We start from the raw sequence: 13,913 nt of genomic DNA, 5'->3' as shown, positions 1-13,913 counted from the left end.
GTAGGTCCCGCCGTCTATGACACGGGGTTCTCGTGGGAAGACGGGATCGGTATCCAGTCAGGATGGGGCGGACGACGTCGGTGACACACCCGGCACGGACACACTTTTTGGCCTATAACCCCGATCCTCTTCGGCTGGATCGTCCCGTCGCTGTGGGTGATCTTCGTCCGCCTCGCCCTCGAGCTCATCGTCGCCAGCGTCAAGACCGCCGAGCACACGAAGCGCCTCGCCGACTCGATCGGCCGCTGACCGGTCGCACATCCGACAATGGAAATAGAGTGAGCCCCGCACCGAGAATTCGATGCGGGGCTCAACCGTACCCCCGAGCAGATTCGAACTGCCGTTACCGCCTTGAGAGGGCGGCGTCCTAGGCCACTAGACGACGGGGGCCGAAGACACGTCCGAGAAGGTGACTCCTGCGAACGGATCCGCTGGGCTACCAGGACTCGAACCTAGACTAAGTGAACCAGAATCACTCGTGCTGCCAATTACACCATAGCCCATCGTTTTCCAAGGCTGATTTCCTTGGGCAACGAGTCATAACTCTACACAACCCCGCGCCTGGGAGCCAAATCCTCAGCGCCCGTTTTCGTGTGACCTTCTTAACACCGCCGAGGCGGTCGGCCGATCACTCCCGAGCGAGCGTGATGAGCCGGTCGAGCACCCGGTAGCCGTCAGCGCGCAGACCGTTGTGCTCGTACTCGTTCGTCACCCACGGACGCACCCCGGAGAGCAGCTCGGCGGTCGCCAGCGAGTACTCACACGGCACGTACGCATCCTCGAAGTAGACGGCTGCCGCTCCCCTGACCTGGGACGACCTCAAGGCCTCGACGTCGTAGAGCGCCGGCCACCGGCGGGCGGCGATGAGCTCGGCGACCTCGGCGAACGGGGCGAGCTCGGGATCCTCGACGAAGGACTCCGGACCCGCGTGCTCTCCGGCGAGCAGCGTCGGATCCGCACTCACCGAATCGGGCATCGCCCGCCTCGCCGCCCAGTTCGTCACGGTGCCGTCGGCCCAGCACGATTCGTGGACGACCGCGTAGAGCGGGTTGCGTCCCGAGAACGGCAGGGCACCGGCGAGATCGTGCCGCAGTCCCGCCGAGGCGGGGTCGAGATCGAGGAGGTAGTGGAGGGCCTCGGGCCCGTCGGAGGCGCCGAGGTAGTGCCCGAGAAGTCGGAGCCGCTCCGTCGTCGCCCGTGCCCCACCGGGCAGGGCCAGACCGTCCTCGGCCGCGGCGAGGGAAGCCAGGGACGCGATCCGCTCCCGGTCGCCGGGGAAGTCACGGTAGTGCTCCTCGGATTTGCGGATCATCGTCGCCCACGTCGTGCGGTAGACGTCGACGGGGTCGACGCCGATCGCCGGCAGCCCGCCGGTGAAGTACACCTCGGTGAGCGACTCGGAGTGCGCGGAGACGTAGCGCAGCGCGGTGAATCCGCCGAACGACTGCCCGAGCAGCGACCACGTCTCGACGCCGAGCGCGGTGCGCAGGATTTCCGCATCCTCGACGATCGAGTCCGCGCGATAGCAGCTGAGCACCTCGGCGATCGCCTCCGGCTCAGCGCCGCTGAGCATGTCGAGGCCGGTGATCGCGCCGTCGACCGAGCCGATCGGGCTCGACTTCCCCGTCCCTCGCTGGTCGAGCATGACGACCTGGAAGTCCTCGAGCGCCCTGGCCAGCCACGATCCCCCGCCCACCGGGGTCGTCGGACGGGGTGCCTCGAAACCGGGCCCACCCTGGAGGAAGACGAGATAGGGCTTCGTGCTCTCGGCCTCGTCGGCGACGATCCGCGCGAACACCTCGATCTCCGCCGAGGCGACCCCCGGGTGACCGGCCAATGCCGGTGCGTCCGTCAGCCGGGAGAAGTGGTCGAGCGGGACGGTGATCGTCACATCGCGGAAGTGCAGTCCCCCGCGGTGCCTCTCCTCGACGTTCACAGCTGCGCCGCCAGAGCCCGCAGGCGCGCGAGCGAGGAGTCCTTGCCGAGGATCTCCATCGACTCGAAGAGCGGCGGGGAGACGCGGCGGCCGGAGACGGCGACCCGCAGCGGACCGTAGGCCAAGCGCGGCTTGATCTCCATCTCCGTGACGAGCTTGGCCTCGAGCACCGCCTGCAGGTTCTCCGTCGTCCAGTCGTCGACACCCTCGAGGACCTCGAGCGCGGCGGCGAGCACCTCCGGCGCGGAGTCCTTGAGGGTCTTCAGGCCGTCCTCGGTGATGACGAGTTCGTCGTCGGGGGTGAAGAGGAAGGCGAGCAGGTCAGGCGCCTCGCCGAGGAGGTTCATCCGGGTCTGCACGAGCGGCGCCGCCTCGTCGAGGATCGCCAGCTGAGCGTCCGTCGGCTCCTCGGCAAGCACCTCGGCGGCCTGGAGGTACGGAATGAGACGATCACGGAAGTCGGCGGGGGCGAGCATCCGGATGTGATCGGCGTTGATCGCCGTGGCCTTCTTGATGTCGAAGCGCGCCGGATTGGGCAGGACGTCGTGGACGTCGAAAGCCTGCGTGAACTCCTCGACGGTGAAGACGTCGCGGTCGGGTCCGATCGACCAGCCGAGCAGCCCGAGGTAGTTGATGAGCCCTTCGGGGATGAACCCGTTCTCGCGGTGGAGGAAGAGGTTCGACTCGGGGTCGCGCTTCGACAGCTTCTTGTTCCCCTCCCCCATGACGTAGGGCAGGTGACCGAACTGCGGGGTCGCCTCGGCGATGCCGATGGCCTTGAGCGCTTCGTAGAGGACGATCTGGCGCGGCGTCGACGAGAGCAGATCCTCACCGCGCAGCACGTGCGTGATGCCCATGAGGGCATCGTCGACGGGGTTGACGAGCGTGTAGAGCGGCTGCCCGTTCGCACGGACGACGACGAAGTCGGGGATCGTGCCGGCCTTGAACGTGATGTCGCCGCGGACGAGGTCGGTGAACGTGATGTCGTTATCGGGCATCCGCACCCGCCACACGGGCTCGCGGCCCTCCGCGCGGAATGCGGCGATCTGGTCGGCCGTGAGGTCGCGGTCGAAGCCGTCGTAGCCGAGCTTGGGATCCCGTCCGGCCGCCCGGTGCCGGGCCTCGACCTCCTCGTTCGTCGAGTACGACTCGTAGATGAGACGTGCGGCCTTGAGCTTCTCGATGACGTCTGCGTAGATGTCACCGCGCTGCGACTGGCGGTAGGGGGCGTCGGGTCCGCCGACCTCGATGCCCTCGTCCCAGTCGAGGCCGAGCCACTTCATCGCCTCGACGACCTGCCCGAAGCTCTCCTCGGAGTCGCGGGCGGCGTCGGTGTCCTCGATGCGGAAGACGAACGTGCCGCCGGTGTGCTTGGCGTACGCCCAGTTGAACAGCGCGGTGCGAACCATGCCGACGTGCGGGGTTCCGGTGGGTGATGGGCAGAAGCGGACTTTGACGGTCACGGGCGATCCTTCGATGGTGTGATGGTGCTGGTCTGGTGTGATGGTGGAGCCGCCGAGGCGGTGGCGGGGCTCAGGCGTCCATGACGGGGTTGGTGAGCACGCCGAGTCCGTCGATCGCGATGTCGACGCGGTCTCCGGCGACGATCCGCCCGACTCCGGCGGGGGTGCCGGTGAGGATGACGTCGCCGGGCAGCAGGGTCATCGTCTCCGAGATGTGCTCGATGAGCGTGGGGATGTCGAAGATGAAGTCCGCGGTCGTGCCGTCCTGCTTGAGCTCGCCGTTGACCCACGAGCGGATGGTCGCGTCGTCGACGTCGAGCTGGGTCTCGATCCACGGTCCGAGCGGGCACGAGGTGTCGAAGCCCTTCGCCCGGGTCCACTGGGTGTCGGACTTCTGGAGGTCGCGCAGGGTGACGTCGTTGGCGGCGGTGAAGCCGAGGACGTGGTCCATCGCGTCCTCGGCCCGGACGCCCTTGGCGACCCGGCCGATGATGACGGCGAGTTCGCCTTCGTAGGAGACGTATTCGCTGATCGCGGGCAGGCGGATGGGGTCGCCGGGGCCGATGACCGAGGTATTCGGCTTGATGAACGTCACCGGTGTGGTGGGCACGTCGTTGCCGAGCTCGGCGGCATGGTCGGCGAAGTTGCGGCCGACGCCGATGACCTTCGAGCGCGGCAGGATCGGCGAGACGAGGCGGACGTCGTCGAACTTCAGCCGCTCACCTGTCGACTGGGCCGGGGAGAAGAACGGGTCGGAGTCGAGGACGGCGAGGCTGAGGCCCGAGGTGTCCCATGTCCCGTCCTCGATCGGCGGAACGTCGCCTTCGACGACTCCGTAGGCGGGTTCGTCCTTGTGCACAAATCTCGCAATACGCATGGCCCCCAGTCTAATCGCCGAGGCGGCGATGGTCGCGCTACCCTGAAGCCATGACGACGGTGCGGATCATCGGCGGCGGGATCGCAGGCGCGACGCTCGCCGCGACCCTCGACCGACCCGACTGGTCGGTCACCGTCCACGAACGCGACCCGGCCGCCTCCGTCCTCGATACGGCGTTCGCGCTGTTCCCGCAGGCGATGGCCGCGCTGCGGTCCGCCGGTCTCGGACCGGCGATCGAGGCCGCCGGCATCAGGGTCGATGCGGCGCGGATCCTCACCGCCGACGGCCGTCCACTGGCCCGGGTCCCCCGCCTCAGCGCGGTGATGATCGGTCGCGCGCAGCTCCATGCCGTGCTCACCGCCGCCCGACCGGCGACGACCCGGCTCTCCCCCGCCGAGGCGGTCGCTCCCGAGGCCCTGGACGCCGATGTCCTCGTCGGGGCCGACGGTGCCCGGAGCACGGTCCGAACTGCTGTGTGGGGTGCGCGCTCGGGTCCGCGGAAGCCTGCGCTCACCGTCATCCGCGGGGTCGTCGACGCGGATCTCTCCGGAAGTGGAGTCACCGAATACTGGGGCGAGCGCATGCTCGTCGGGATCACCCCGCTGCCGGGTGTAGAGGCGTCTTCGGGGCGGCGGACGAACTGGTTCGCCGCGTTCCCCGAGCAGCGGTTCTCCTCGGTCGCCGACGGACTCGACCGCCTCCGCGCTGCGGCGCGCTCCTTCCCGGCCCCGGTCGCCGAGGTGCTCGCGGCGGCGACGCCCGACCAGACGGTCATCAGCGGCATCCACGTGTCTCGGCCGCTGACGTCGTTCGTCCGCGGGCGCACCGTGCTCATCGGGGACGCCGCGCATGCGATGCAGCCGAACCTCGGACGCGGGGCCTGCGAATCGATCTGCGACGCCGTTGCCCTCGCTGGCCTCCTCAACACCCATCCGCCGGACGCGGCGCTCGGGCTCTATGCGCGCCGACGCCGCATCGCCCCGCAGGTCATCCAGCGGGTCGCGAGTCTGGCCTCCGCGCTCGCGCTGGCCGGTGGGCGTCCCGCGCGGGTGCGCGACCGCGCGCTCACCGCCCTCGCACGGATCGGGCCGGCTGGGTCCTGAGAGGTCTGTTGAGTCCTGAGAGACCGGCTGCGTCCTGAGAGACTGGGGGCATGCACTCCTTCGACCTCGAGACGATCGGCGCCGGACTGCCCGCCTCTGCACTCCTCGGGCAGCTGCCGCCGGCCGAGGCGTATCCGCGACTCGTCGTCGAGGCCCCTCCCGGAACCGGCAAGACGACACTCGTGCCCCCGCTCATCGCCGAACACCTGCGTGCGTCGCTGAGCCGGACCGGGGACCTGGGCCGGACGGCCGGTCGCGTCATCGTCACCCAGCCGCGACGGATGGCTGCCCGTGCCGCGGCGCGCCGGCTCGCCCAGCTGACGGGGACCCGCCTCGGCGAGGATGTCGGTTTCACGGTCCGCGGCGAGTCGGCGGTGTCGGCCGGCACGCAGATCGAGTTCGTCACGACGGGCGTGCTGCTGCGCCGCCTGCTGTCCGATCCCGAACTCTCCGGGGTCTCCGCCGTCATCCTCGACGAGGTCCACGAGCGCCAGCTCGACACGGATCTCACGTTCGCGATGTGCCGGGAGCTCATCGACCTGCGCGAGGACCTCGGTCTCGTCGTCATGTCGGCGACCCTCGACGCGGCACAGTGGGCGCAGCGGCTCGGCACGTCCGCCGACCCTGCGCCCGTGCTGTCCGTGGCGGCACAGCCGCATCCCCTCGACATCGTCTGGGCCCCGCCGCCGGAGCGGGCGCTCGATGCCCGCGGGGTGAGCCGCGGCTTCCTCGACCATGTCGCGCGGACGACGGTGGAGGCGGTCGACGCCGCCGGTGGATCCGTCTGTGCCGGTGCCTCCGTCCGTGCCGGTGCCTCCGACCGTGCCGGCGGATCGACGGAGGCGGGCGACGTCCTCGTCTTCGTCCCGGGCGCTCGAGAGGTCACCGAGGCAGCGGCCCGGATCACCGCGCTCCTCGACCGGTCGGAGGCCGTGACCGTCCACACCCTCGCCGGACAGACACCGGCGAAGGAGCAGGACGCGATCCTCCGACCGCCCAGCGCCGGCAGCACCGGCACCGCCGCAGTCGACCGGGCCGAGCGCCGGATCATCGTCACCACCTCGGTGGCGGAGTCAGCGCTCACCGTCCCCGGGGTGAGCATCGTCGTCGATTCCGGACTCGCCCGCGGACCCCGACTCGACACGAAGCGTCAGATGTCCGGCCTCGTCACCACGCGGGAGTCGAAGGCCTCCGGCCGGCAGCGCTCGGGCCGTGCGGCACGGCTCGGTCCCGGCGTCGCCTATCGCTGCCTGTCCGAGGCCGACTGGGCGGCGCTGCCCGACCACACTCCTCCGGAGATCGCGACCTCGGACCTCACCGGGGCCGTCCTCGACCTCGCGGTGTGGGGCGGTGACCTCGACCTGCTTCCCGACCCGCTCCCAGCGACAGCGCTGCGGCGGGCGGTGGGCAGCCTCGTCGGACTCGGGGCGGTCGAGGTCAACGGTTCGACGGCCGGCTCAGACCTCTCCGTCGCTGACCTCTCCGTGACGGAGCTCGGGCGGGCGATCGCGCGGATCCCCGCCTCGGTGTGGGCGGCTCGCGGACTGCTCGACGGTGCCGCGATGCTCGGACCCCGCGCGGCCGCCGAAGCCGTCGCCGTCATCGAATCCGATCGCCGCGCCCCCGGAGCCGACCTCACGGCGCTGCTGCGCGATCTCCGATCGGATCGGCGCTTCCGCAGCGAGACCGACCGGTTCTCCCGGCTCGCCGCACACTTCGGGACCGCCGACTCTGCCGACGACGACTCTGCCGCCGGTTCTCCGGCGCGCGAGGGCAGCGGCGCGGGCCAAGGCTCCCTGCGGCCCGCTGACCTCGGCCTCGTCGTCGCCCTCGCCTTCCCGCATCAGATCGCACGACTCCGCAGCGCCGCCCATGCCGATTACCTCCTCGCCTCGGGCACGGCCGCGAGCCTGCCCCGTGACTCCTCGCTGACCGGCAGCGAATGGCTGGCGATCGCCGAGGTCGGCCTCGCCGGTGGTCGCCCCATCATCCGGGCCGCGGTGCCCGTCGACGCCGACACCGCGCAACTCGCCGGCGCGGGCCTGCTGACGACGACGGAGGCCGCGTCCTTCGACGAGGGGCGGGTGCGTGCGGTCCGGCAGGCCCGCCTCGGCGCGATTGAGCTGACGTCGACCCCGATCACGGCGAGCCCCGAGCTCGCACGAGAGGCGATCGCCGCCTCCGTCGAGGAGCGCGGGGCACGCGAGGTTCTGCGGCCGAGCGCGACGTTCGAGCAGCTGCGGGGTCGCCTCGGTCTGCTCCGTGGAGTCCTCGGACAGCCATGGCCCGATGTCCGGTGGCCGCACCTCGCGCAGACCCTCCCGCAGTGGTGTCCGGCCGCGCTCGACCGGATGGCTCGGGGTGCCGATCCGTCCCGGGTCGACCTCATCGGCGCGCTGCGGACCCTGCTGCCGTGGCCGGAGGCGTCCCGCCTCGACGAGCTCGTGCCCACAGCGCTCGAGGTGCCGAGCGGTTCCCGGATCACCCTCGACTATCCCGACCCGGACGAGGCCGATGACGGAGACGACCATCCACCGGGACCGGTCCTCGCCGTCAAACTCCAGGAGGTCTTCGGGTGGACCGCGGTCCCCCGGGTGGTCGAGGGGCAGATACCCGTCGTCCTCCACCTGCTCTCACCGGCCGGGCGACCGCTCGCGGTGACGAGCGACCTCGCCTCGTTCTGGGCGAACGCCTACCCGCACGTGCGCGCCGAGAACCGCGGCCGCTACCCCAAGCACCCATGGCCGGAGGATCCGCTGACGGCGCCCGCGATGCGCGGGACCAAGCGGTCTGGGACAATGGGACGGTGACTTCGACCCTGCCCTCGACCGTCGGCCCGGCCCTGCCCGGAACGATTCTGCCCGGCACCCTGCTGCCCGCCTCGGTGTGGCGGGCGCTTCGTGCCGAGCACGAGGCCGCGGTCGCCTCCCGCACCGACGCCCACACGGCGCGGCGGCTGAGCGGGGAGAAGCACCCGGTCGAGGACTTCCTCTTCACCTACTATCCGTTCAAGCCCGGCCAGGTGGCGAAGTGGAACCCGGGGGTCGGCGTCCGACTCGCCCTCGACACCCCTGCGGACCGCGAGTGCTTCGACCGCCGGTGGTACCGCACCGATCCCACCGGCTCCTGCGCCGAGGTCGACCTCGAGTCCTGGCGAGCCGACCGCGGCGACGGGGCGAGGTTCATCGCCTCACTCCTCGACTCGACCTCCACCGGGAGGCGAACTTCGGGTGCTTCGGTCTCCACGAATGGGCGATGGTCTACCGCTTCAGCGACGAGGAGCGCCGCCACCAGCAGGTGCCGCTGCGGCTCAGCCCCGCCGAGACCGACGCCGTCGTCGAAGGACACCGCATCCGCTGCACCCACCACGATGCGTTCCGCTTCTTCACCCCGGCCGCCGTACCGCTCAACACGCTGCAGCCGACCCGGGCGGGCATGGTCACGACCGAACAGCCGGGGTGCCTCCATGCCGGCATGGACCTCTACAAGTGGGCGATGAAGATCGGACCGATCGCCCCCTCGCCCCTCGTCCTCGACTGCTTCGACCTCGCGCTCGACATCCGCACCCTCGACATGGAGGCCTCACCCTACGATCTGCGCGGCTGGGGCTACGGCGTGGTCGCGATCGAGACCGCCGCCGGCAAGGCCGAGTACATGAACCGGCAGCAGGAGTTCTCCCACCGGGCCCAGGCGCTGCGGCGCCGCCTCCTCGATGCCCTCGCGACCGCCGACATCCACCCCCGCTGACCGATATGCGCGCCGTCGTCATCGAGGAGTTCTCCACGCCACCCGTGGTTCGCGATCTTCCCGCGCCCGTGGCCCCGGAGCACGGCGTCGTCCTCGACGTCGAAGCCACCGGGGTCTGCCGCAGCGATCATCACGCCTGGTCAGGTCATGATCCGACGGTGAGTCTGCCCCATGTGCCCGGGCATGAGCTCGTCGGCCGGGTCGCCTCGGCGGGACCGGCGGTCGCGGGATTCCCCATCGGTCAGCGGGTCACGGTGCCCTTCGTCTGCGGGTGCGGGACCTGCCGGTGGTGCCGCTCGGGCCAGGCGCAGGTCTGCCCCGATCAGACGCAGCCGGGCTTCACGCATTTCGGGTCGTGGGCCGATCAGGTCGTCATCCACCACGCCGACGCCAACCTCGTCGCCGTGCCCGAGGAGCTGCCGGCCGCCGCGGTCGTCGGCCTCGGCTGCCGCTTCGCCACGGCTTTCCACGGCCTCCGCGTGCGCGCAGAGCTCACCGCAGGCGAGACCGTCGCGGTGTTCGGCTGCGGCGGGGTGGGACTCTCGGCGATCATGATCGCCCGGGCGGTCGGGGCGCAGGTCATCGCTGTCGATGTCAGCCAGCCTGCGCTCGCGCGGGCGCGGGAGCTCGGGGCGAGCCGGACGGTGAATGCGGGCGATCTCGGCCCGCATGAGCTTGCCGCCGAGGTGGTCGCGCAGTTCGCCGACGACTGCCCGGACGGGGTCGCGGTGACCGTCGATGCCCTGGGGCGGCAGGACACGATCACCTCGGCGATCGCCTCCCTGGCACCGCTGGGCAGGCATGTGCAGATCGGGCTGCTCGACGGTGAGCCCGTCGTCGATGTGCCGCGCGTCATCGCCCGCGAACTCAGCATCCTCGGGTCCCACGGCATGGCCGCCGCCGAGTATCCCGAGCTCGTCGACCTCGTGACCGCCGGCGATCTGCGGCCGCAGGATCTCGTCGCCGACGTCATCGGCCTCGACGAGGCACCCCAGGCGATGCTCGACATGGATGATCCGAGCCGGCAGAGCGCCGGGATGACGATCATCGACCTCAGGCGCTGCCGCTGAGCGGACTGAATTCAGCTCACTCCATGACCGCGAGTCACTCCATGACCGCGAGGACGACCGAGTGCTCCTGACCGGGCCAGCGGCCGAGGAGGAGGCCGGACTCGGTGCCCTCGAGCGGTGAGTCGAGGGTGAGTTCGGTGATGAGATCGACGTCGCCGGCGCCGACGAGCGGGCCGGTGCCGTGGACATGGGCCACCTCGGTGATCTCCTCGACGCGGTTGCCCTCGTCGTCGACGAGGTACTGCTTGGCTCCGGTGCCCGCGGTGGCGATCGTCGCATCGAGCCGCCGCCGGAACAGGGGGTCGCCCATGCCCGCGTAGACCCAGCGGGTGCCGAGCACGGAGTGGTCCATCGTCGTGATGAGGGCCTCCTCGGCGCCGTCGAGAGGCGCCCCGCGATACGTCAGCGGCACCTGGAACGTGCGCGCGCCGCTGGCGACAATGTGGACCTCGAGCCCGACCTCACCGGCAGGGTCGTCGAGGCGGTAGGACGTGACCTGCTCCAGCGGCTGCCGCTCGAGATCGAGGTCGGCCGCCCAGTCCTGCGCGGCCACCCAGGTCGTGATGACCTCGAGCTTGCCGGGGCTGAGTTCGGCGTTGAAGATGTCAGCCATAACGGTGCCTCTCCTCTGTGGCGGTGGGTGCGGGGTTCTCAGGCCTTGCGGGTCCCGGGGATCCATTCCCCGTCGACGATCTCGTAGTCGGCGAAGATCGCGGGGGCCTCGGCCTGCATGATCTCACCGATCCTGTTGAAGACGAGGCGGATCTCCTCCTCGGCGCCCTTCGCGGTGCGCATCTCGATGACGTGGCGCAGGGAGCGGAGGTTCGCGGTGTAGACGATGCCGGTGGCCAGGCCCTCGGGCGCGAAGCGGCGCATGAACGACGTCATGTGCTTCTTGTGCGCGAACTTCGTGCCCTCCTCGTCGAGGCCGAAGTGCTCGGCCATCCACTTCTGGTGCTCCTCGAGGGTGTCGAGCACCTGGAGGGAGCGCTCCATGAGCTCGGGGTCCTCACGCGCCCAGTCGGGGAACCAGAACGGAATGTCGGCGAGGCGGACGTAGCGCAGCGACTCCTGCGAGAACGCGGATCCGGCGCGGTGGCGGATGAGCTCGTGGGTGAGCACGCGCGAGACGTTGTGGAGGACGAACGTGAAGTTCGCGTGCTCGAGGACCGATCCGTGCTGGGAGGAGATGACGTTGCCGAGGTACGAGGCCGAATCCGTGCGCACCCGCGAGACGTTGGGGTTGAGTCCCGGCTCCCACGAGCGGTAGCACATGCGGCCGGAGAACTCGAGGAGATCCTCGGCGTCCGGGGACTCGGCGGCTTCGACCCGATCCGCCCATGAGGAGCCGCCGACGTCGTCGAGGTAGGTCCTCATCGCCTCCCAATCGATGCTGGGCTTGGCGAGCAGTTCAACGGACGGTTCGACCTGGCGCATGGTGCTCCTTGGAGGTTGAGGACGACGTTCGCCACAATCCTACAGAGTCACCGAGGCGGTGATGCGTTCGGTCCGGAGCGGTTCCGCCAGGCGAGGACGGCCAGCAGGATGCCGCCCCCGCCGAAGAACACGACGCCGACCGCGGCGATAAGCGCGAGGGTTCGCTGGGAGAGGTACGCGGAATCGAACGGCACTCCGGTCAGGGCGAGGATGAGGATCCCGGCGCACGCGGCCGCGAAGCCGAAGCACCCGAGAATGCAGGCCAGCAGAGCGGTGCGCGCACTCACCCGCGGCAGGCGCATGATGCCGGCGAGCAGGCAGCCGGAGAAGAAGAGGATGACGAGGATCGCGACGACCTCGCCGGTCAGGGCCAGGATTCCGCCGAAGAGGACGAAGACTCCCGAAACGACGATGAGGGCGATCGCCTCCCGCCGCTGGCTGCGCTCCCAGCGCTCTTCGGGTGAGAGCTTCCGCCGGATCATGTCGGCCCGCCCAGCCGGGTCGTCGCCACGGGGGTTTCGGAGGCGCGGTCGATGAGGAGGGCTCCGGCGCCCGGTTCCTCGGTGAGCGCCGAGGTGAGCGTTCCGTCCTCGAAGACGAGTGCCGTGCCGTCGTCGATGCCGTACCCCGGCCCCGGCAGTGCACCTTCGCCGATCCAGGTGCGGAAGGAGTCGGCGCGGCCCTCCTCTCCGTGGAAGTGCGGGCAGGCGCTGCCGGCGAGGAACCCGAGGCCGTCGCGCAGCGGGGCGAGCGGACCGAACGAGTCCGTCGAGGAGCCCTCGAACCAGCAGTTCGCGCCCGCACTGATGCCGGCGAGGATCGTACCGTCGGCCGCGGCTCTGCGCAGCACGGTGTCGACGCCGTGGCGCCGCCACAGGGCGAGCAGGTTGACCGTCGATCCCCCGCCGACGTAGACGAGATCCATGTCGAGCAGCATCTCCGGGTGCGCGTAGTCCCATGGGTTCTGCCCGAACAGGGAGAGCACGCGGGTGCGCGCCCGGCCTGCGAAGGCCGCCTCGAAGCGCTCACAGTAGTCACGGCTGTCGCCGGCGGCGGTGGGGATGAAGCAGACGGCGGGCAGGCGGCCTGGCCGGTTCGCCCCGGCCCGCGCGAGCAGCCAGTCGTCGATCGCCGATTCCCCGGTCTCGGACATCGAGAACCCGCCCCCGCCGAGGGCGACGATCGTGCCGGGCATGCTCACGGGACCCGGTGCGTCCATGCCTCGGTGCCGAACTTCTCGGTGACGAGCTCGCGCGCGCGGGTCAGCTCCGCCTCGGTGTACGTGTCCTCGGTGGCGCCGTAGCGGTCGATGAAGGTCCGGGCCATCGTGTCGATGATGGCCTCGCGGGACTCCCCCGTCTGGCTGCGCAGCGGGTCGACGCGCTTCTTCGCACTCGCCACGCCCTTGTCCGAGAGCTTCGCCTCGCCGATGCGCAGGATCTCGACCATCTTGTCCGCGTCGATGTCGTAGCTCATCGTCGCGTGGTGGAGCAGCGTGCCGTCGCGCAGGCGCTTCTGCGCGGCACCGCCGATCTTCCCGGCCGTCGAGGAGATGTCGTTGATGGGCTTGTAGAACGCGTCGACGCCGAGACCCTGCAGGGCCGCGAGCACCCACTGGTCGAGGAAGACGTAGGACTCCTGGTAGTCGAGACCGGCGACGAGCGAGGGCGGCACGAACATCGAGTAGGTGATGCAGTTGCCGCCTTCCATGAACATCGCCCCGCCGCCGGAGATCCGGCGCACGACCTCGACACCGTACTTCTCGACGCCTGCCGGCCGGATCTCGTTGGCGTAGGACTGGAAGGCGCCGATGACGGTGGCGGTGTCGTCCCATTCCCAGAACCGCAGGGTCGGCGCCCGGCGACCGGCGGAGACCTCTTCGAGGAGGACCTGGTCGAGGGCGACGTTGACTCGCGTGGGCAGGACGTCGCCGCGGATGAGCTGCCAGTCGAAGTCGGTGAAGTTCGCGGCCGAGCCGAGGGCGCGGCGCACGACGGTGGCGACATCGGCGGTGGAGAAGCCGTGCATCGCGAGTTCGGACCCGTACGCAGCCAGGGCCGCGTCGAGGCGGTCGCGCAGCTGCGTGTTGTCGGCGGTGACGCTTGCCCCGATGAGCGCGGGAGCGAGATCGAAGTAGGCGTCCTCGGGTTCGAGGAAGAAGTCGCCGGAGATCTGCAGGCCGGTGATGACCTGCCCGTCGGTCTCGACGTCGGCGACGACGAGTTTGCCGCCGATCACCTTGTATTCGGCGTGGAACTGCTGGGTCTCATTCGTCATGGT

General features: G+C 70.2%; 12 protein-coding genes, 2 tRNA genes and 1 pseudogene. 5 read left to right on the top strand and 10 right to left on the bottom strand.

Annotated features, from left to right (window positions below; all coding sequences use genetic code 11):
* Nucleotides 1-114: 114 nt before the first annotated feature.
* On the top strand, nucleotides 115-249 hold the full coding sequence (locus AC2W7K_RS11580; protein ID WP_486006206.1) for a DUF4282 domain-containing protein: 135 nt from the start codon (nucleotides 115-117) through the stop codon (nucleotides 247-249).
* Nucleotides 250-317: 68 nt separating this feature from the next.
* Here AC2W7K_RS11580 and AC2W7K_RS11575 read toward each other — a convergent pair.
* From AC2W7K_RS11575 to AC2W7K_RS11555, 5 genes are all read right to left on the bottom strand, one after another.
* A tRNA-Glu gene (locus AC2W7K_RS11575) sits at nucleotides 318-390 on the bottom strand.
* Between the two features lie 41 nt (nucleotides 391-431).
* A tRNA-Gln gene (locus AC2W7K_RS11570) sits at nucleotides 432-503 on the bottom strand.
* Nucleotides 504-628: 125 nt separating this feature from the next.
* Entirely contained in the window at nucleotides 629-1,891 is a 1,263-nt protein-coding gene (locus AC2W7K_RS11565; protein ID WP_198499188.1) for an alpha/beta fold hydrolase, read from the bottom strand.
* A 41-nt stretch (nucleotides 1,892-1,932) separates the two neighbouring features.
* A complete protein-coding gene (gene gltX, locus AC2W7K_RS11560) occupies nucleotides 1,933-3,399 on the bottom strand; it encodes a glutamate--tRNA ligase (RefSeq protein ID WP_198499189.1) in 1,467 nt (488 codons plus the stop codon).
* 70 nt (nucleotides 3,400-3,469) lie between these two features.
* Nucleotides 3,470-4,276: a fumarylacetoacetate hydrolase family protein gene (locus AC2W7K_RS11555; protein WP_198499190.1), complete on the bottom strand. Its 807-nt coding sequence runs from the start codon at nucleotides 4,274-4,276 to the stop codon at nucleotides 3,470-3,472.
* A 50-nt stretch (nucleotides 4,277-4,326) separates the two neighbouring features.
* Between AC2W7K_RS11555 and AC2W7K_RS11550 the strand changes: the two genes are divergently transcribed.
* The 4 genes and pseudogenes from AC2W7K_RS11550 to AC2W7K_RS11535 all read left to right on the top strand — a co-directional run bounded on the left by AC2W7K_RS11550 (nucleotide 4,327) and on the right by AC2W7K_RS11535 (nucleotide 10,196).
* Nucleotides 4,327-5,379: an FAD-dependent monooxygenase gene (locus AC2W7K_RS11550; RefSeq protein ID WP_198499191.1), complete on the top strand. Its 1,053-nt coding sequence runs from the start codon at nucleotides 4,327-4,329 to the stop codon at nucleotides 5,377-5,379.
* Nucleotides 5,380-5,429: 50 nt separating this feature from the next.
* Complete coding sequence (hrpB, locus tag AC2W7K_RS11545; protein ID WP_486006204.1) at nucleotides 5,430-8,189, top strand: ATP-dependent helicase HrpB; 2,760 nt, start codon at nucleotides 5,430-5,432, stop codon at nucleotides 8,187-8,189.
* Between the two features lie 44 nt (nucleotides 8,190-8,233).
* Nucleotides 8,234-9,126, top strand: a pseudogene (locus tag AC2W7K_RS11540) (3-methyladenine DNA glycosylase).
* A 5-nt stretch (nucleotides 9,127-9,131) separates the two neighbouring features.
* Nucleotides 9,132-10,196, top strand: a complete 1,065-nt coding sequence (locus tag AC2W7K_RS11535) for a zinc-binding dehydrogenase (protein WP_486006203.1) — start codon at nucleotides 9,132-9,134, stop codon at nucleotides 10,194-10,196.
* Between the two features lie 34 nt (nucleotides 10,197-10,230).
* On the opposite strand, the gene AC2W7K_RS11530 is transcribed toward AC2W7K_RS11535, so the two are convergent.
* Genes AC2W7K_RS11530 through lplB form a run of 5 tightly spaced genes read right to left on the bottom strand, consistent with a single transcriptional unit; the run spans nucleotide 10,231 to nucleotide 13,910 of the window.
* Complete coding sequence (locus AC2W7K_RS11530; protein ID WP_486006202.1) at nucleotides 10,231-10,809, bottom strand: maltokinase N-terminal cap-like domain-containing protein; 579 nt, start codon at nucleotides 10,807-10,809, stop codon at nucleotides 10,231-10,233.
* 38 nt (nucleotides 10,810-10,847) lie between these two features.
* Nucleotides 10,848-11,633, bottom strand: a complete 786-nt coding sequence (gene thyX, locus AC2W7K_RS11525; protein WP_486006201.1) for an FAD-dependent thymidylate synthase — start codon at nucleotides 11,631-11,633, stop codon at nucleotides 10,848-10,850.
* Nucleotides 11,634-11,680: 47 nt separating this feature from the next.
* A complete protein-coding gene (locus AC2W7K_RS11520; RefSeq protein ID WP_198499196.1) occupies nucleotides 11,681-12,115 on the bottom strand; it encodes a hypothetical protein in 435 nt (144 codons plus the stop codon).
* Nucleotides 12,112-12,852, bottom strand: coding sequence for a Type 1 glutamine amidotransferase-like domain-containing protein (locus tag AC2W7K_RS11515; RefSeq protein WP_198499197.1), 741 nt, complete (start codon nucleotides 12,850-12,852; stop codon nucleotides 12,112-12,114). Before AC2W7K_RS11515 ends, AC2W7K_RS11520 begins: the two co-directional genes overlap by 4 nt.
* On the bottom strand, nucleotides 12,831-13,910 hold the full coding sequence (gene lplB, locus AC2W7K_RS11510) for a lipoate-protein ligase small subunit (RefSeq protein WP_198499198.1): 1,080 nt from the start codon (nucleotides 13,908-13,910) through the stop codon (nucleotides 12,831-12,833). Before lplB ends, AC2W7K_RS11515 begins: the two co-directional genes overlap by 22 nt.
* Nucleotides 13,911-13,913 lie beyond the last annotated feature (3 nt).

The sequence above is a fragment of the Brevibacterium sp. LAARM2_SD2 genome (genome assembly GCF_057364785.1).
This window is presented reverse-complemented; position numbering and strand designations above follow the sequence as displayed.